Annotated in this window: 14 protein-coding genes; 10 read left to right on the top strand and 4 right to left on the bottom strand. The window is 64.5% G+C overall.

All coding sequences use genetic code 11. The features are described 5' to 3' along the window. Positions 1 to 17: 17 nt before the first annotated feature. The gene (locus tag ACLD02_RS18515; protein ID WP_203105698.1) at positions 18 to 1,643 is read left to right on the top strand and encodes an NAD+ synthase; all 1,626 of its coding nucleotides are present in this window, start codon (positions 18 to 20) and stop codon (positions 1,641 to 1,643) included. Positions 1,644 to 1,753: 110 nt separating this feature from the next. Here ACLD02_RS18515 and ACLD02_RS18510 read toward each other — a convergent pair whose 3' ends face one another. Beyond that, positions 1,754 to 2,572 (bottom strand): outer membrane protein assembly factor BamD, encoded by an 819-nt coding sequence (locus ACLD02_RS18510; protein WP_203105697.1) that lies wholly within the window; start codon positions 2,570 to 2,572, stop codon positions 1,754 to 1,756. 57 nt (positions 2,573 to 2,629) lie between these two features. Here ACLD02_RS18510 and rluD point away from each other — a divergent pair, with 57 nt between their 5' ends. The 3 genes from rluD (at position 2,630) to clpB (ending at position 7,082) form a co-directional block, all read left to right on the top strand. Further along, positions 2,630 to 3,601, top strand: a complete 972-nt coding sequence (gene rluD / locus ACLD02_RS18505) for a 23S rRNA pseudouridine(1911/1915/1917) synthase RluD (RefSeq protein WP_410299387.1) — start codon at positions 2,630 to 2,632, stop codon at positions 3,599 to 3,601. After that, entirely contained in the window at positions 3,598 to 4,347 is a 750-nt protein-coding gene (gene pgeF / locus ACLD02_RS18500; RefSeq protein WP_410299386.1) for a peptidoglycan editing factor PgeF, read from the top strand. The genes rluD and pgeF overlap by 4 nt, the downstream gene beginning before the upstream one ends. A gap of 146 nt (positions 4,348 to 4,493) precedes the next feature. Then, on the top strand, positions 4,494 to 7,082 hold the full coding sequence (gene clpB / locus ACLD02_RS18495) for an ATP-dependent chaperone ClpB (protein WP_203105694.1): 2,589 nt from the start codon (positions 4,494 to 4,496) through the stop codon (positions 7,080 to 7,082). Between the two features lie 114 nt (positions 7,083 to 7,196). Here clpB and ACLD02_RS18490 read toward each other — a convergent pair whose 3' ends face one another. Beyond that, positions 7,197 to 8,330, bottom strand: a complete 1,134-nt coding sequence (locus ACLD02_RS18490; RefSeq protein WP_410299385.1) for a sterol desaturase family protein — start codon at positions 8,328 to 8,330, stop codon at positions 7,197 to 7,199. Then, entirely contained in the window at positions 8,327 to 8,791 is a 465-nt protein-coding gene (locus ACLD02_RS18485; RefSeq protein WP_410299384.1) for a DUF4124 domain-containing protein, read from the bottom strand. The genes ACLD02_RS18490 and ACLD02_RS18485 overlap by 4 nt, the downstream gene beginning before the upstream one ends. A gap of 419 nt (positions 8,792 to 9,210) precedes the next feature. On the opposite strand from ACLD02_RS18485, the gene ACLD02_RS18480 reads away from it, so the two are divergent. Further along, a complete protein-coding gene (locus ACLD02_RS18480) occupies positions 9,211 to 10,929 on the top strand; it encodes an acetolactate synthase 3 large subunit (RefSeq protein WP_203105691.1) in 1,719 nt (572 codons plus the stop codon). A 2-nt stretch (positions 10,930 to 10,931) separates the two neighbouring features. After that, complete coding sequence (gene ilvN, locus ACLD02_RS18475) at positions 10,932 to 11,423, top strand: acetolactate synthase small subunit (protein ID WP_161385911.1); 492 nt, start codon at positions 10,932 to 10,934, stop codon at positions 11,421 to 11,423. A gap of 156 nt (positions 11,424 to 11,579) precedes the next feature. Here ilvN and ilvY read toward each other — a convergent pair whose 3' ends face one another. Beyond that, positions 11,580 to 12,461, bottom strand: coding sequence for an HTH-type transcriptional activator IlvY (ilvY, locus tag ACLD02_RS18470; protein WP_203105690.1), 882 nt, complete (start codon positions 12,459 to 12,461; stop codon positions 11,580 to 11,582). Positions 12,462 to 12,577: 116 nt separating this feature from the next. On the opposite strand from ilvY, the gene ilvC reads away from it, so the two are divergent. The 4 genes from ilvC to ACLD02_RS18450 all read left to right on the top strand — a co-directional run bounded on the left by ilvC (position 12,578) and on the right by ACLD02_RS18450 (position 16,145). Further along, positions 12,578 to 13,594 (top strand): ketol-acid reductoisomerase, encoded by a 1,017-nt coding sequence (gene ilvC, locus ACLD02_RS18465; protein ID WP_203105689.1) that lies wholly within the window; start codon positions 12,578 to 12,580, stop codon positions 13,592 to 13,594. Between the two features lie 128 nt (positions 13,595 to 13,722). Further along, positions 13,723 to 14,499, top strand: coding sequence for a CDP-diacylglycerol--serine O-phosphatidyltransferase (gene pssA / locus ACLD02_RS18460; protein ID WP_203105688.1), 777 nt, complete (start codon positions 13,723 to 13,725; stop codon positions 14,497 to 14,499). 51 nt (positions 14,500 to 14,550) lie between these two features. Continuing rightward, positions 14,551 to 15,546 carry a protein-methionine-sulfoxide reductase catalytic subunit MsrP gene (msrP, locus tag ACLD02_RS18455; protein WP_410299383.1) on the top strand — a complete coding sequence of 332 codons (996 nt, stop codon included), beginning with the start codon at positions 14,551 to 14,553 and terminating at the stop codon, positions 15,544 to 15,546. Further along, positions 15,546 to 16,145, top strand: coding sequence for a sulfite oxidase heme-binding subunit YedZ (locus ACLD02_RS18450; RefSeq protein ID WP_410299382.1), 600 nt, complete (start codon positions 15,546 to 15,548; stop codon positions 16,143 to 16,145). The genes msrP and ACLD02_RS18450 overlap by 1 nt, the downstream gene beginning before the upstream one ends. Positions 16,146 to 16,476 lie beyond the last annotated feature (331 nt).

Here is a 16,476-nt window from a genome sequence, read left to right as displayed (position 1 = left end):
GGAGAAAAGGCGGTACTATGCGACTCGTAATGGCCCAGCGTAACCCGCTGGTGGGGGACATCGAAGGCAACGCCGGCGCGGTGGTGGCGGCCACCCGCGAAGCCCGCAACCTGCTGGGCGCTGAACTGGTGATGTTCCCGGAACTGATGCTCACCGGCTATCCGCCGGAGGATCTGCTGCTGCGTCCGAGCCTCAACACCCGTATCGATGAGGCACTGGCCGCCATTGGCGCGGAGATTCCGGTGCCGGTGGTGCTCGGTTATCCGGCGGTGCGCAACGGTATTCGCCGCAATGCCGCCGGGGTTCTGTTCCCCGGTGAGAGCCGGCCCCGCCATGAGTACTTCAAACGCTGCCTGCCCAATTACCGGGTGTTCGACGAGAAGCGCTATTTCCAGGCAGGGGATCAGCCCTGTGTCTTTGAACTGGGCGGTGAGAAGCTGGGCCTGACCATCTGCGAGGACATCTGGTTCCAGGGCCCGGCGGCGTCCGCCGCCGAAGCCGGCGCCACCTGCCTGATCAATCTGAATGCCTCGCCGTTCCGGCTCGGCAAGCTCGACGAACGCTACGAGCAGGTCGCCGCCCGCGCCCGGGAAACCGGTCTGCCGGTATTCTACTGCAATCTGGTGGGCGGCCAGGACGAACTGGTGTTCGACGGTGCCTCCTTCGCCGTGGACGCCAACGGCGAGCGGCGCGTGCAGGGGGCCAGCTTCGAGGAGGGGCTGGTGCCCCTGGACCTGGATCAGGACGGCGGCGTGCCGCGCGTTCACGGTGAGATGCTGCCGGCGCCGGAAGGCGACGAGAGCCTGTACCGCGCCCTGGTGCTGGCGACCCGGGATTACGTCAACAAGAACGGCTTCAAAGGCGCCCTGCTGGGGCTGTCCGGTGGCATCGATTCTGCGCTCACCCTGGCGGTGGCGGTGGATGCCCTGGGGCCGGAGCGGGTGGAAGCGGTGATGATGCCCTTCCGCTACACCGCCCAAATGAGCATCGAGGACGCCGAGCGGCAGGCGCGTACCCTGCGGGTTCACTACCGGGTGCTTCCCATCGAGTCGGCGTTCAACGGCTTCATGGAAATCCTTGATGATGCCTTCGCCGGCCTGCCCACCGACACCGCCGAAGAGAACCTGCAGGCCCGCTGCCGGGGTGTGCTGTTGATGGCGTTGTCGAACAAGAATGGCTCGGTGGTGCTCACCACCGGCAACAAGAGCGAGATGGCGGTGGGTTACGCCACCCTTTACGGCGACATGGCCGGCGGCTTTTCAGTGCTCAAGGATGTGTTCAAGACCTCGGTCTACCGTATTGCCCGCTGGCGCAATCAGCAGGCGGGCACCGAGATTATCCCCGAACGGGTGATCACCCGGCCGCCGTCGGCGGAACTGGCGCCGGACCAGGTGGATGCCGACTCACTGCCCGGCTACGACGAGCTGGATGCCATTCTGGAGCGCTACGTGGAGCAGGACATGAGCGCCGAGGCGGTGATCCGCGACGGCTTCGACCGGGACACCGTGTACCGGGTGGTGAAGCTCACCGACCGCAACGAGTACAAGCGCCGGCAGGCGGCGGTGGGGCCCCGGGTCAGTCGTCGGGCGTTCGGCAAGGACCGGCGTTACCCGATCACCAACGGCTGGCGGCCCGGGGATTGAGGCATCGCGACTGAAGCGGAACGCCGCCCGGTCGCTCCTACGGCCGGTGGATTCGACGTAGGAGCGGCTTCAGCCGCGCGCCGTAGGAGCGGCTTTAGCCGCGAAAGGGTTCAGAGCAGATCGAAGGTCAGCAGGCTCAGCAGACCCTTGTGCTCGCTGGGCCACCAGGCCAGATTGACCTGGCCGTCATCGTCCAGGTACTCACTGTCCGGCCAGCTCTCGGCCAGGGCGCGGCGGCTTTTGTCGGCCAACTCCGGCCGGTCCAGCCGCTCATAGCCTTCCACCATGATCGCCAGGGCTTCCGGCACCATCGGCGTGCGCTGATAGTGCTGCACCACGTACTGGGCCCGGTTGATGGCGGCGATGTAGGCGCCGCGTCGGGCATAGTAACGGGCGGCGTGAAGCTCGTGGCGGGCCATCTCATTGCGGATGAACACCATGCGTGAACGGGCATCCGGGGCGTATTCGCTGTCCGGGAAGCGCGTCACCAGCCGCTCGAAATCCTCGAAGGCGTCCCGGGCGGAGCCCAGGTCCCGGGAGGACTTGTCGGTGCTCATGAAGGAATCGAAGAAGCCCCGTTCCATGTAGAAATTGGCCAGCCCGCGCATGTACAACGCGTAATCCAGGCGCGGATGGGCCGGATAGCTGCGCATGAAGCGCTGGGCGGCGACCACGGTTTCCGGGTATTCCTGGGAGCGGAAGTGGGCGTAAATCAGGTCCAGCTGGGCCTGCTCCGCGTAGCGGCCATAGGGGAAGCGGGCCTCCAGTTCCTTGAGCCGGTCGATGGCCGTCAGGTAGTTGTTGGAGTCCATGGCGTCCTGGGCCTCGCGGTATTGGGCCGCCTCGGTGCGTTCCGGGCTTTCCTCCGGCTTGCTGGCGCAGGCGCTCAGCAGCAGGGCGGCCAGCAGGGGCCAAATCAGTCTCGGCATTTTTTCCTCGGTACGACGGGGTACAATGGAGCGCCTATTGTAATCACAGGTCGGACTATGGGACATCTTGGCGGCGAGAAAATTCAGCGCACCGAGGAGGTGGGCGATCAGTACGCCGGGTCAAGGCTGGATCAGGCCGCCGCCGAACTGTTCGACGGCTTCTCCCGATCGCGGCTGCAAAACTGGATCAAGGAAGGCGCGCTTACCGTCGACGGACGCGTCGCGCGGCCCAAGGACAAGCTGCTTGGCGGCGAGGCCCTGACCCTGGCGGTGGAGCTGGAACCGGAGATCGACGACCAGCCCCAGGCCATCGAACTGCCGGTGGTCTACCAGGACGAGGACCTGATCGTCATCGACAAGCCCGCCGGGCTGGTGGTGCACCCGGCCGCGGGTCATGCAGACGGCACCCTGCTCAACGGACTCCTGCACCTGGATGAGCGCCTTTCCAGCCTGCCCAGGGCGGGCATCGTCCACCGCCTGGACCGGGATACCACCGGTCTGATGGTAGTGGCCCGTTCCGTGGAAGCGCACACCGGCCTGGTGGCCCAGCTCCAGGACAAGAGCCTGTACCGGGAATACGAGGCGGTGGCCGTGGGAGTGATGACCGGCGGCGGCACCGTGGACGCGCCCATGGGGCGCCATCCGGTGGACCGGAAACGCCAGGCGGTGCTGGAGTACGGCGGCAAGAACGCGGTGACCCACTACCGGGTGCTGGACCGCTACCGGGCGCACACCCGGGTGCAGGTGCGCCTGGAAACCGGCCGCACCCACCAGATCCGCGTGCATCTGGCGTACCGCCGCTACCCGCTGGTGGGCGACCCGCTTTACGGTGGCCGTCTCAAGCTGCCCGCCGGCGCCAGTGAGGAGCTGCGCGAGGCCCTGCGGCGCTTCCCACGCCAGGCCCTGCATGCCCGCAAACTGGGGCTGGTGCACCCGGCGAGCGGCGAATACATGGAATTCGAGTCCCCGTTGCCGGCGGACTACCAGGCATTGATCCAGGCCCTGGAGGCGGACCGGGAGGCACCATGACGCTGCCTGACATCAATCAGTGGCTGCGCCCGGAATGGCATCCTCACCCCCGCGTTCGCGCCGTGGTGACCACGCGTCTTGGCCGCCATTCGCCGCCGCCCTGGCACGGCTTCAACCTGGGCATGAACTGTGGTGACGAGGCGGATCGGGTGGAGCAAGCCCGCCGCCATGTGCACAAGTTGCTGGGCACCGACCATCCTCCGGCCTGGTTACAGCAGGTCCACGGTGATCGGGTGATTCGTGCCGGCGAGACGGATGTGCGCGCCGACGGCGTCTGGACCAGTGAAGCCGGCTGGCCCTGCGTGGTACTCACCGCCGACTGCCTGCCGGTGCTGCTGGCGCGTGCCGATGGCGGCGCCGTGGCGGCGGTGCACGCCGGATGGCGCGGTTTGCACGCCGGCATCCTGGGCCGTGCCGTGGCCACCCTGGCGCCGGACGGCGAGCCGCTTTCGGCCTGGCTGGGGCCGGCGATCTCCGAGCAGGCCTATCAGGTGGGCGAGGACGTGCACCGCGCCTTTATCGACCTGGGTGCCGAGTACTGGGGCGCGTTCCGCCGCGACAGCCAGCCCGGGCACTGGCGCTTTTCCCTGGCCTATGCCGCCACCCTGGCTCTCAACGCCGCCGGCGTGGAGGACGTGTCGGGCGGGGAGCATTGCACCGCCTCCGACCCGGATCATTTCTATTCCTATCGCGCCGAAGGGCAGACCGGTCGCTTCGCCAGCCTGATCTGGCTGGCGTCGGCCTGATCGCTCTTGACGTCGATCAATATCCGCTGTCCCGCCTCTTGAAACCTTCACGTAAGACCGCATTTTAAGTTCAGTTTTTGAACAGACGGCCATGCGCCGGTCGCCGCTGACGGGGCCGCCATGGCGCGCGAAAGGAGAGACGTTTCATGAGAATGGACAAACTGACTTCCCGACTTCAGGAAGCGATTGGCGAAGCCCAGTCCCTGGCCGTGGGCCAGAGCCACAATGCCATCGAGCCGGTGCACCTGCTTTTGGCGTTGATGCAGCAGCAGGGCGGGGTGGCCGCGCCGTTGCTGGAAAAGGCCGGCGCCAACCCGGCGGATGTGGTCACCGCCTTGAAGATGGCCCTGGACAAGCTGCCCACCGTGGGCCAGTTCACCGGCGACGTGCAGCTGTCGCAGAACCTGGCCAGGCTGTTCAATCTGGCCGACCGCGAGGCCCAGCAACGTGGAGATCAGTACATCTCCACGGAGGCGGTGCTGCTGGCGGCCTGTGATGATGGCGGCGAGATCGGAAAATTGATGAAGAACGCCGGCGTCAGGAAACAGGTGCTGGCGGAAAAAATCCAGGAGGTCCGTGGCGGCGAGGCGGTCAACGACCCCAATGCCGAGGACAAGATGGAAGCGCTGAAAAAATACACCACCGACCTCACCGAGCGAGCGGAAAGCGGCAAGCTGGACCCGGTGATCGGTCGTGACGACGAGATCCGCCGGACCATCCAGGTGTTGCAGCGGCGCACCAAGAACAACCCGGTGCTGATCGGCGAGCCGGGCGTCGGCAAGACCGCCATCGTCGAGGGGCTGGCCCAGCGCATCGTCAATGGCGAGGTGCCGGAAGGCCTCAAGGACAAGCGCGTGCTGTCGCTGGACATGGCGGCTCTGATCGCCGGCGCCAAGTACCGGGGTGAATTCGAGGAGCGACTGAAGGCGGTGCTCAATGAGCTGTCCAAGCAGGAAGGCCGCATCATCCTGTTTATCGATGAGCTGCATACCATGGTCGGCGCCGGCAAGGCGGACGGCGCCATGGACGCCGGCAACATGCTGAAGCCGGCCCTGGCCCGGGGTGAGCTGCACTGCGTGGGCGCCACCACCCTGGACGAATACCGGCAGCATATCGAGAAGGACGCGGCTCTGGAGCGGCGCTTCCAGAAAGTGCTGGTGGACGAGCCCACGGTGGAGGACACCATCGCCATCCTGCGCGGCCTGAAGGAGCGCTACGAGGTGCACCATGGCGTGGACATCACCGACGGCGCCATTATCGCCGCCGCCAAGCTGAGCCACCGTTACATCACCGACCGGCAATTGCCGGACAAGGCCATCGACCTGATCGACGAGGCCGCCAGCCGTATTCGCATGGAGATCGACTCCAAGCCCGAGGAAATGGATCGTCTGGACCGGCGTCTGATTCAGCTCAAGATGGAGCGCGAGGCGCTGCGCAAGGAATCCGACGAAGCCAGCAAGAAGCGGCTCGACAAGCTCGAGGAAGACATTGCCGAGCTGGAGAAGGAATACGCTGATCTGGAGGAAATCTGGAACGCCGAGAAGGCCGCCCTGCAGGGCGCCCAGCAGTACAAGGCGGAACTGGAGCAGGCCCGGGTGGACATGGAGCAGGCGCGCCGCGCCGGCGATCTGAACCGCATGTCCGAGCTGCAGTACGGGGTGATCCCGGATCTGGAGCAGAAGGTCAAGCAGGCTCAGGAGCGCGAGGAAGCGGCCGGCCCGGTGGAAACCAAGCTGCTGCGCAACAAGGTCAGCGACGAGGAAGTGGCCGAGGTGGTCTCCAAGTGGACCGGTATTCCAGTGTCCAAGATGCTGGAAGGCGAGCGCGACAAGCTGCTGCGCATGGAAGAGGCCCTGCACCAGCGGGTAATCGGCCAGGACGAGGCGGTGACCGCGGTGGCCAATGCCGTGCGCCGCTCCCGCGCCGGCCTCGCCGACCCCAATCGGCCCAACGGCAGCTTCCTGTTCCTCGGCCCGACAGGCGTGGGCAAGACCGAGCTGTGCAAGGCCCTGGCCGGCTTCCTGTTCGACACCGAGGAGGCCATGGTGCGCATCGACATGTCCGAGTTCATGGAGAAGCACTCCGTGGCCCGGTTGATCGGCGCGCCCCCGGGCTACGTCGGCTACGAGGAGGGCGGTTATCTGACCGAGGCGGTACGCCGCAAACCTTACTCCGTGCTGCTGCTCGATGAGGTGGAGAAAGCCCATCCGGACGTGTTCAACGTGCTGCTGCAGGTGCTGGAGGACGGCCGTCTCACCGATGGCCAGGGCCGCACCGTGGACTTCCGCAACACGGTGGTGGTGATGACCTCCAACCTGGGCTCGGATCTGATCCAGCGCCTGGCCGGAGACAATGACTACCAGGCCATGAAGGACGCGGTCATGGAGGTGGTCGGCACCCATTTCCGTCCGGAGTTCATCAACCGGGTGGACGAGACGGTGGTGTTCCATCCGCTTGGCCAGGGGCAGCTCAAGGGTATCGCCGCCATCCAGCTCGACTACTTGAGGAAAAGGCTGGCCGAGCGGGAAATGGGTCTGGAGCTTTCCGAGGCGGCCCTGGACAAGCTGGTGGAAGCGGGCTTCGATCCGGTTTACGGCGCGCGGCCGCTGAAACGGGCGATCCAGTCACAGTTGGAAAACCCGCTGGCCCAGGCGTTGCTCAAGGGCGAATTCGGCCAGGGCGACACCATCCGGGTGGACGTGGCCGACGACAAGCTGACCTTCGCCAAGGGCTGAGGTCATCACCCCGGGGACAAAAGAAGGGCCGGATTATCCGGCCCTTCTTTATTGATCGCACCCTGACCGGTTCGTAGGAACGCCGCCCGGTCGCTCCTACACAACAAGTGGCGATCAGGGGCGGGGCGTTTTGTCGCGGCGGAACGGGAATGAAAACTGCCGCACCACGCCTTCCGGTACTTGCGTGCTGGCCCGGGTGCCGTAGCGGGCCGCCAGCCGATCGGGCATGAACAGAGTGCCGAACAGCTTGTCGTAGACCGGCAGGAAGGCGGCGTAATTCTTGTCCACCGCCTCGTCCTCCGAGGAATGGTGCCAGTGGTGAAACTCCGGCGTGGCGATCAGCCAGCGCACCACCGGGAAGCGGAAGCGTACATTGGCGTGAATAAAGATGGCATGGAAGGAAATGAACACCAGATAGGCGTACACCGCCGACGGCGCGAACCCGAGCACGAAGATCGGCAGATAGCCGGCGAACCGGTTGGCGACAATCTCCACCAGATGCAGCCGCGATGAGGCCATCCAGTCCAGCCGTTCGCTGGAGTGGTGCACGGCGTGGAATTTCCACAACCAGGGCACCTCATGGAAAGCCCGGTGAATCCAGTAACTGGCCAGGTCCACCACCACCAGCAACTCCAGGAACTGCAGCCATAACGGCTGCGCCGCTACCCATTGCTGAAACCCGCGATGCACATGGTCGTGCAGGAACACCTGGATCGGAATCACCGTGAAGAAGCTGATCAGCTGCACGCCCACGTGGCTGAACAGGAAATACTTCATGTCGGTGATCCACCCCCGGCGCAGCACCCGCTGATCCCGATCCTTGGGGTAGATGCGCTCCAGCGGGATGAACACCAGCCCCAGCACCAGCAGGGTGAGAATGAAATAATCGAAGCCGGCATACAGGCTGCGCCCGTCCACCGGCGGCACATCCAGCCGCCCGGACCCGAGCAGCGCCGCCATGCAGGCCAGCACCATCCCGGCCAGCCCGTAGCGCCGGTCCGCGTGCCGGAACACGCTGATGAAGCCGGCCACGAACGCCACGGCGATACCGGCGAACAGCACGCCGCGCAGCACCGTCGCATTGTAGAAACCGCGGAATTCCGGGGTGGTGAAAAGCTCCGGATAGAGGAAGCAGAAACCGGCCAGTACGGCGAGCAGACCCAGGCCGATGGAAATCGTGGCGCTGATACGGCCCTGGCCGGGTGTCAGATCCACGTCCTCGAAGCGCTCGCGCAAATAATCGCTCATCGCTTCGACCGCGCCTCGCAAAACTCAATGGCGGCGCGGGCTTCCTCCAGCATTTGTTCGCGGCGAGCCTGGTCGATCACTTCCATCTCGCCGGTTTCCGGGTTCTTGGCCCGCACGATCGGCTTGTTGAGCAGAACCTCCAGGTTCTGGCGATGCCTGGCGCAACGCTCCTCGCTGACCTGGTCCGGATTCTCCCGTACCCGGCGTTCTTCCTCCCGGCGTTGCGCGGCCTGGGCCTCGGCGGCCCGGCGCTCCTCGAGGCGCTTGACCGCCTGATCCTGATCGGAGCTGGCGGAGTGGCGGGTGCGCACCTCCTCGCTGGCGGTCTGGCCGGTCGGCGGCTTGGTGTCGTAGTGGGTGACGCCATCGTCATCCACCCATTTATAGAACTTGGCACCCAGGGCCGGCATGGCCAGGGCCAGCACGGCGCCGGCGAGGAGTGCTCGGCGAACTCTTGTCATGGTCTGCTTTCCCCCTTCAGTGGCCGGATCAGAATGCCCCCGGCGGCCTGTATTGTGCAACCAAAGGGGCTTTGAGGGGTTTGAAAACGCCCGCATTTCTGACAATATTAAGCCCTTTCCGGAGATCGGAACCCGCAGGCACTTACCGGTGCTTGTGTGGCCGGGACCCGGGGCGGCGTTACCGCGTCGTCCTAAAGCAGCCAATACTGCACGTATGTCCCGCTGGTGGATTCTCTGGAGGATCCGGGCGTGGATGTGCGCTCCCCTCCGAGCTTCCCTGACCTGTGTCCGCCGTCGGCCACCTCCACGCGGACCCGGGGCGCCCAAGCAAGGCGCTCTTCCCGCAGGTTTTGCAACACACTCCCGTTCCGCCGCTGGTCGGCGGAGTGAATGCTATTTTGTGATTCGAGGTAATCAACGTGGAAATGTTATCCGGCGCGGAAATGGTGGTCCGCGCACTGCAGGATGAGGGAGTGGAGTACATCTTCGGGTACCCCGGAGGCGCTGTACTGCACATCTACGACGCGCTGTTCCAGCAGGACAAGGTCAATCATATTCTGGTGCGCCACGAGCAGGCCGCGACCCACGCCGCCGACGGCTACGCCCGCTCCACCGGCAAGCCCGGCGTGGTGCTGGTGACTTCCGGCCCCGGCGCCACCAACGCCATCACCGGCATCGCCACCGCCTTCATGGACTCCATTCCCATGGTGGTGCTGTCTGGCCAGGTTCGTTCCGACTGGATTGGCGATGACGCCTTCCAGGAAACCGACATGGTCGGCCTGTCCCGGCCGATCGTGAAGCACAGCTTCATGGTCCGTGATCCGCGTCAGATCCCGGAGATGATCAAGAAGGCGTTCTACATCGCCAGCACCGGCCGTCCCGGCCCGGTACTGGTGGATATTCCCAAGGACCACACGGCCCCGCACAACACCTTCCCCTATGAGTACCCCAAGAAGGTGAAGATGCGCTCCTACGCGCCGGTCACCCGTGGCCACTCCGGCCAGATTCGCAAGGCCGTGGACGAGCTGCTCAAGGCCAAGCGGCCAGTGATCTATTCTGGCGGCGGCGTGGTTCAGGGGGACGCCAGCGAGGCGCTCACCGCCGTGGCCCGCAAGCTTAACTTCCCGGTCACCAACACGCTGATGGGGCTGGGCGCCTTCCCGGGCACCGACAAGCAGTTCCTGGGCATGCTCGGCATGCATGGCACCTATGAAGCCAACATGTCGATGCACAACGCGGACGTGATCCTGGCCGCCGGCGCGCGCCTGGACGACCGTGTCACCAACGACGCCAAGAAGTTCTGCCCGGGCGCCAAGATCATCCACATCGACATCGACCCGGCCAGCATCTCCAAGAACGTGGCGGCGCATATTCCCATCGTCGGGCCGGTTAAACAGGTGCTGGAGGAAATGCTCACCATGCTTGAGGAGAGCGGTGAGCCGGACCACAAGAGCGTGGACCGCTGGTGGCAGGAAATCGAGGGCTGGCGCAAGGTGCACGGCATGCGCTTCGAGACCAACGAGCAGGGCCCGATGAAGCCCCAGCAAGTGGTTCAGGCGCTCTACAAGGCCACCAACGGCGAGGCCTATGTGTCCTCCGACGTGGGCCAGCACCAGATGTTCGCCGCCCAGTATTACCTGTACGACCGGCCACGCCAGTGGATCAACTCCGGCGGTCTGGGCACCATGGGTTTCGGTCTGCCGGCGGCCATGGGCGTGCAGTTCGCCCACCCGGAAGCGGTGGTGGCCTGTGTCACCGGTGAAGGCTCGATCCAGATGAACATCCAGGAGCTGTCCACCTGCCTGCAGTACGGGCTGCCGATCAAGATCATCAACATCAACAACCAGGCCCTGGGCATGGTGCGCCAATGGCAGGACATGCAGTACGGCGGCCGCCACAGCCAGTCCTACATGGAATCCCTGCCGGACTTCGTCAAGCTGGCCGAGTCCTACGGCCACGTGGGCATGAAGGTGGAAAAATTCGAGGACCTGGACGGCGCCATGGAAGAAGCGTTCGCGCTGAAGGACCGTCTGGTATTCATGGATATCTATGTGGACCCCACCGAGCACGTCTACCCGATGCACATCGCCGACGGTTCCATGCGTGATATGTGGCTGAGCAAGACGGAGCGGACCTGATGATGCGACGTATTATTTCTATTCTCATGGAAAACGAGCCGGGGGCCCTGTCCCGGGTAGTGGGTCTGTTCTCCCAGCGCGGCTACAACATCGAAACCCTCACGGTGGCCCCCACCGAGGATGAGACCCTGTCGCGCCTGACCATGACCACCACCGGCGATGACAAGAAGATCGAGCAGATCACCAAACACCTCAACAAGCTTATCGAGGTGGTCAAGCTGGTGGACCTGACCGAAGGGGCCCATATTGAGCGCGAGATCATGCTCATGAAGGTCAAGGCCACCGGCGCCCAGCGCGCCGAGGTGAAGCGCACCGTGGATATTTTCCGCGGCCAGATCGTGGACGTGACCAGCACCGTGTACACGGTCCAGCTCACCGGCACCACGGACAAGCTGGAAGCCTTCATCAACGCCATCGGCGAAACCCAGGTGCTGGAAGTGGTGCGCTCCGGCGTCTCCGGCATCTCACGCGGCGAGAAAGTGCTCAGCCTCTGAGCCTTTTTCGCCCGGCACCCTGAAGAGCCGCCCCCCGGGGCGGCTTTTTTCATGCCTCTTTTATGTCTCGCCCTGTAGGAGCGGCTTCAGTCGCGATGAAGAAGGCACCGGCGTTGATCGCGACGGATGTCGCCCCCTGCCGCGCGGCCGCGAGCGTCACCGCAACTGCGACCAGAACGCCTGGATCACCGGGTCGGCGAGGCGCTTCTCGCGGGTGAACAGGCCCACCTCGTAATCCGCCAGGGCCGGGGTCACGTCCAGGGGCCGGGTGCGGTCCGCCAGGGGGCTGTTGTCGAGCACGATGCGCGGCGCCACGCCGACCCCGAAGCCCAGGCTCACCATGCTGACGATGGCCTCGTTACCGCTCACCTGGGCATAAATGCGTGGCGGGATGCCCAGGGTCCGGAACCACTGATCCAGGCGCTGGCGGGACAACCCTTCCTCGGAGAGGATCATGGGCACCTCCCGCCAGGCCTCGGCACGGGCCGGGCCGGCCAGGGCGGTGGCCAGTTCCGGCTGGTCGGTGGGAGCAATGAACAGCAACGGGGAGCGCAGGATAGGCCGGAAGGCCACGGCCCGGGGCAGGGTGTCCGGGCGGGCGCCGATGGCGATGTCCTCGCGGCCGGTCATCACCCGGTCCATGGCATGGGCCGGGTCGCCGGTGTGCAGCTTGATCTCGATGCCCGGGTAGTCGTTACGGAAGCGGCTGAGGATGTCGTAGAGGAAGCTGTAGCTGGCGGTCACCGAGCAATACAGGCTCAGTTCCCCCTGCAGCACCCGGCTGCTCTCCTGCATGGAATGGCGCAGGCCGTCCCACTGGGCCAGGGTCTCCCGGGCGTATTGCTGGAAGCGGCGGCCCTCCCGGGTGAGGCTGACGCTGCGGTTGTCACGCAGGAAGAGGGCGGCGCCCAGTTCGTTTTCCAGTTGCCGGATGGTGCGGCTCACCGCCGAGGGGCTCATGTGGCAGCGGTCGCCGGCGCGCCCGAAATGCAGGGTTTCCGCCAGAGCGAGAAAAAGACGCAGGGAGCGGGTGTCCATGGGGTGTTTCGCCAGTCGGCATACTGTGTTGCGAATATATCATTTTACGCAACGCGAGGCATGGCCTAAGGTGTAGGCCTTTCTCGCTGACCTTAACCAAGATTCGGGGCAACACCATGCAAGTCTACTACGATAAGGATTGTGACCTTTCCCTCATCCAGGGCAAGAAAGTGGCCATCATCGGCTACGGTTCCCAGGGCCACGCCCACGCCAACAACCTGAAGGAATCCGGTGTCGACGTCGTGGTGGCACTGCGTGAAGGTTCCTCCTCCGCGGCCAAGGCGGAAGGCGCCGGCCTCACCGTGAAAAGCGTGCCGGAAGCGGTCAAGGCCGCCGACGTGGTGATGGTACTGGCCCCGGACGAGAACCAGGCCGCCATCTACCAGAATGAAATCGAGCCCAACCTGAAGCAGGGCGCCACCCTGGCCTTTGCTCACGGCTTCTGCATCCACTACAACCAGATCGTGCCGCGCAAGGACCTGGACGTGATCATGGTGGCGCCCAAGGCGCCGGGCCATACCGTGCGCACCGAGTTCACCCGTGGTGGCGGCATCCCCGACCTGATCGCCATCTTCCAGGACGCCTCCGGTCAGGCCAAGGACCTGGCGCTGTCCTACGCCTGTGGCATCGGCGGCGGCCGCACCGGCATCATCGAAACCACCTTCAAGGATGAAACCGAAACCGACCTGTTCGGTGAGCAGGCGGTGCTGTGTGGCGGTACCGTGGAGCTGGTTAAAGCCGGTTTCGAGACTCTGGTGGAAGCCGGTTACGCGCCGGAGATGGCTTACTTCGAGTGCCTCCATGAGCTGAAGCTGATCGTCGACCTGATGTACGAAGGCGGCATCGCCAACATGAACTACTCAATCTCCAACAACGCCGAGTATGGTGAATACACCACCGGCCAGGAGATCATCAACGAGCAGTCCCGCGAAGCCATGCGCAATGCGCTCAAGCGCATCCAGACCGGCGAATACGCGAAAATGTTCATCAACGAGGGCGGCCTCAACTACCCGAGCATGACCGCTCGTCGTCGTCAGAATGCCGAGCACCCCATCGAGCAGGTGGGTGAGAAGCTGCGTGGCATGATGCCCTGGATCCAGGCCAACCAGATCGTGGACAAGTCCAAGAACTGAAGCCGTCCCCGGCTTCGGCCGGTGGTTCCGACCGACGGAAACGCGCCCTCCGGGGCGCGTTTTTTTATGGCCGAAAATCCCCGGTGGCGATGATAGACTAGGCCGGACCGCAACAATGGCGAGGCACCATGGCCGATCAGCAAGAGCAAAAGGAACACGGCACGGAGACCTTCGAGGTAGTAGAGGCGGAACGCACCGGCGCCCGTCACAAGGGGGTCTATCTGCTGCCCAACCTGTTTACCACCGGCGCCCTGTTCGCCGGGTTCTACGCCATCGTGGCGGCCATGAACGGTCTGTTCGAGGCCGCCGCCGTGGGCATCATCGTTGCCGGCATCCTGGATGGCATGGACGGCGGCGTGGCCCGTCTGACCAACACCCAGAGCAAGTTCGGAGCGGAATACGACTCGCTTTCGGACTGCGTGGCCTTTGGCGTGGCGCCGGGGCTGGTGGCGTACTCCTGGGGGCTCTCCGAGCTCGGCAAGTTTGGTTGGATGGCGGCCTTCATCTATCTGGCCTGCGCCGCTCTGCGTCTGGCTCGTTTCAACGTGCAGGCGGAAACCACCGACAAGCGTTTCTTCATCGGGCTGCCCAGCCCCACCGGCGCCGGCCTGGTGGCCACCCTGGTGTGGCTGGGCGCCAGTCGCGGCGTTGACGGAAACGACATCTCCTGGCTGGTAGCCTTCACGGTGGCCGGCGCGGGTCTGCTGATGGTGTCCTCGGTGCGTTACCACTCGTTCAAGGAATTTCACATCGGGCGGGTGCCGTTCAAGGTGTTGCTGGGCGTGATCGTGGCGTTCGCCATCGTGTTTCTGGACCCGCCGCTGGTGCTGCTGACCGTGGCCGTGGTGTACGTGGTCACCGGGCTGTTGTTGAACCTCTGGCGGCTGCGCAAGAAACCGGTGTAACAAAGGCGCGGTTCGCCTCTCTAACGGAGTAGCCGAACAGGAGATCGAGCCGTGCTGATTCGAAAACGCCACAGAAATGAGCCGAAAAGCTCCGAAATCACCCCGGAGTCCGTCTATCTCAAGCGCCGTGAGCTGATGATTATGGGCGGGCTGGCCGGCTTGTTCGCCGCCACCCCGTCCTGGGCGCGCACCGTGGACCCGGCCGCCGAGGACGGCTCGCGGCCGGCCTGGTTACGCCAGCAGGTGGCCGGCGCCAAGGCCGGCGAGCCGCGCACCGACGAGAAGCTTACCCCCTTCGACGACGTCACCCACTACAACAACTTCTACGAGTTCGGCACCGGCAAGGACGACCCGGTCGCCCACGCCGGCGCCATGAAGGTCGATCCCTGGCGGGTCACCGTCGCCGGCGCCGCCGAGCGTACCGGCACCTTTGATCTGGAGGACCTGATTAAGGGGTTGCCGGTGGAGGAGCGCATCTACCGGCTGCGCTGCGTGGAGGCCTGGTCCATGGTGATTCCCTGGGTGGGTATTCCAATGGCGGCGCTGCTCAAGGCTCTCCAGCCCACCAGCAAGGCTCGCTACGTGGCCTTTACCACCCTGGCCGACCGCAAGCGGATGCCCGGTGTGGACTCGCCGTTCACGGGCATAGACTTCCCCTACCGGGAAGGATTGCGCCTGGATGAGGCCATGCATCCCCTGACGCTGATGGCCATCGGCCTGTATGGGCGTACTCTCCCCAATCAGAATGGTGCGCCGATGCGGTTGGTGGTGCCCTGGAAGTACGGCTTTAAGTCGATCAAGTCGATCGTGCGCATCGAGTTCACCGAGAAACGCCCGGAAACCACCTGGAACCTGCTGGCGCCCAGGGAGTACGGTTTCTACGCCAATGTGAACCCCGAAGTGGACCATCCGCGCTGGTCCCAGTCCCGGGAGCGGCGCCTGCCCAACTCCCTGTTCAACCCCAACTGGCGGCCCACGGAACTGTTCAATGGCTATGACCAGGTGGCGGGCCTGTACAAGGGCATGGACCTGAGAAAGAACTACTGATGGCGGCGGGCAGGACCCACAATCCCAAGGCCTGGACCTGGATCGCCTGGCCCCTGGGCGCGTTGCCCCTGGCCTGGGTGCTCTACGAAGGACTCACCGGCGCCAGCGGCCCGGACCCGGTGGCGGCGCTGGTCAATGCGCTGGGTTGGTGGGCGCTGGTGCTGTTGCTGGTGTGCCTGACCATGCGCCCGGCGGCGCGGGTGCTCGATATCCCCGCCTTGGTGATCTGGCGGCGTACCTTCGGGCTGTGGATGTTCATCTACGCCAGCTTGCACTTTCTTGCATGGGCGACCCTGATCCTGGGCTGGGACCCGGGCCGGTTGGCCACCGAGTTGAGCAAGCGCCCCTACATTATCGCCGGTGCCGCCGCCTGGCTGTTGCTGTGGCCTTTGGCGCTGACCAGCACCCGCAAGTCCCGTCGGCGGCTTGGCAAGCGCTGGGTGAAACTGCACCGTTTGATCTTCGTGGCGCTGCCGTTGGCCCTGATCCATCAGTTCTGGGTGCAGAAATCCGGTTTCGGGGAGACCCTGGCGTTTTTGACGGTGGCCGCCATCCTCATCGGCTACCGGTTGCGAGGACGGTTTTTGCCTGGAAAATGAGCGGTTTGCGCCCGGAAAGCCGCTTTTTTGGGCGCTATGATCAAGTTCTGACCGTTTGATGAATCCATTGGAAAAAAAGTGTTGACGGTTCTCCGCAAATCCCTAGAATGCGCACCCACAACGACGGCGGGCACAGCCAAGCGGCAAACGCCCCGGTCGGGAAGCCAAGCGCTTCCAAACGCTCTTTAACAATCAGGCAAGCAAACGTGTGGGACCTGTTCGAAGTAGGTGTCTAAAAAGATATCGGCTTTGAACAAGTCAACCTAGTTGAATTTGTTTCGAGCTGAGCATGCTTTAAGTGCGAAGGCACTTTAAAGACTTAATCGAACTG

The sequence above is a fragment of the Alloalcanivorax sp. C16-2 genome, assembly GCF_046507615.1.
In the GTDB taxonomy this organism is placed as follows: domain Bacteria; phylum Pseudomonadota; class Gammaproteobacteria; order Pseudomonadales; family Alcanivoracaceae; genus Alloalcanivorax; species Alloalcanivorax marinus_A.
This window is presented reverse-complemented; position numbering and strand designations above follow the sequence as displayed.

What these genes read in the sequence shown, in the direction of transcription:
- ilvY (WP_203105690.1), bottom strand. Translation starts at nt 12,461, where the DNA reads ATGGACACCCGCTCCCTGCGTCTTTTTCTCGCTCTGGCGGAAACCCTG.
- ACLD02_RS18485 (WP_410299384.1), bottom strand. Translation starts at nt 8,791, where the DNA reads ATGACAAGAGTTCGCCGAGCACTCCTCGCCGGCGCCGTGCTGGCCCTG.
- pgeF (WP_410299386.1), top strand. Translation starts at nt 3,598, where the DNA reads ATGACGCTGCCTGACATCAATCAGTGGCTGCGCCCGGAATGGCATCCT.
- rluD (WP_410299387.1), top strand. Translation starts at nt 2,630, where the DNA reads ATGGGACATCTTGGCGGCGAGAAAATTCAGCGCACCGAGGAGGTGGGC.
- ilvC (WP_203105689.1), top strand. Translation starts at nt 12,578, where the DNA reads ATGCAAGTCTACTACGATAAGGATTGTGACCTTTCCCTCATCCAGGGC.
- ACLD02_RS18510 (WP_203105697.1), bottom strand. Translation starts at nt 2,572, where the DNA reads ATGCCGAGACTGATTTGGCCCCTGCTGGCCGCCCTGCTGCTGAGCGCC.
- ACLD02_RS18450 (WP_410299382.1), top strand. Translation starts at nt 15,546, where the DNA reads ATGGCGGCGGGCAGGACCCACAATCCCAAGGCCTGGACCTGGATCGCC.
- pssA (WP_203105688.1), top strand. Translation starts at nt 13,723, where the DNA reads ATGGCCGATCAGCAAGAGCAAAAGGAACACGGCACGGAGACCTTCGAG.
- ilvN (WP_161385911.1), top strand. Translation starts at nt 10,932, where the DNA reads ATGCGACGTATTATTTCTATTCTCATGGAAAACGAGCCGGGGGCCCTG.
- ACLD02_RS18515 (WP_203105698.1), top strand. Translation starts at nt 18, where the DNA reads ATGCGACTCGTAATGGCCCAGCGTAACCCGCTGGTGGGGGACATCGAA.
- ACLD02_RS18490 (WP_410299385.1), bottom strand. Translation starts at nt 8,330, where the DNA reads ATGAGCGATTATTTGCGCGAGCGCTTCGAGGACGTGGATCTGACACCC.
- clpB (WP_203105694.1), top strand. Translation starts at nt 4,494, where the DNA reads ATGAGAATGGACAAACTGACTTCCCGACTTCAGGAAGCGATTGGCGAA.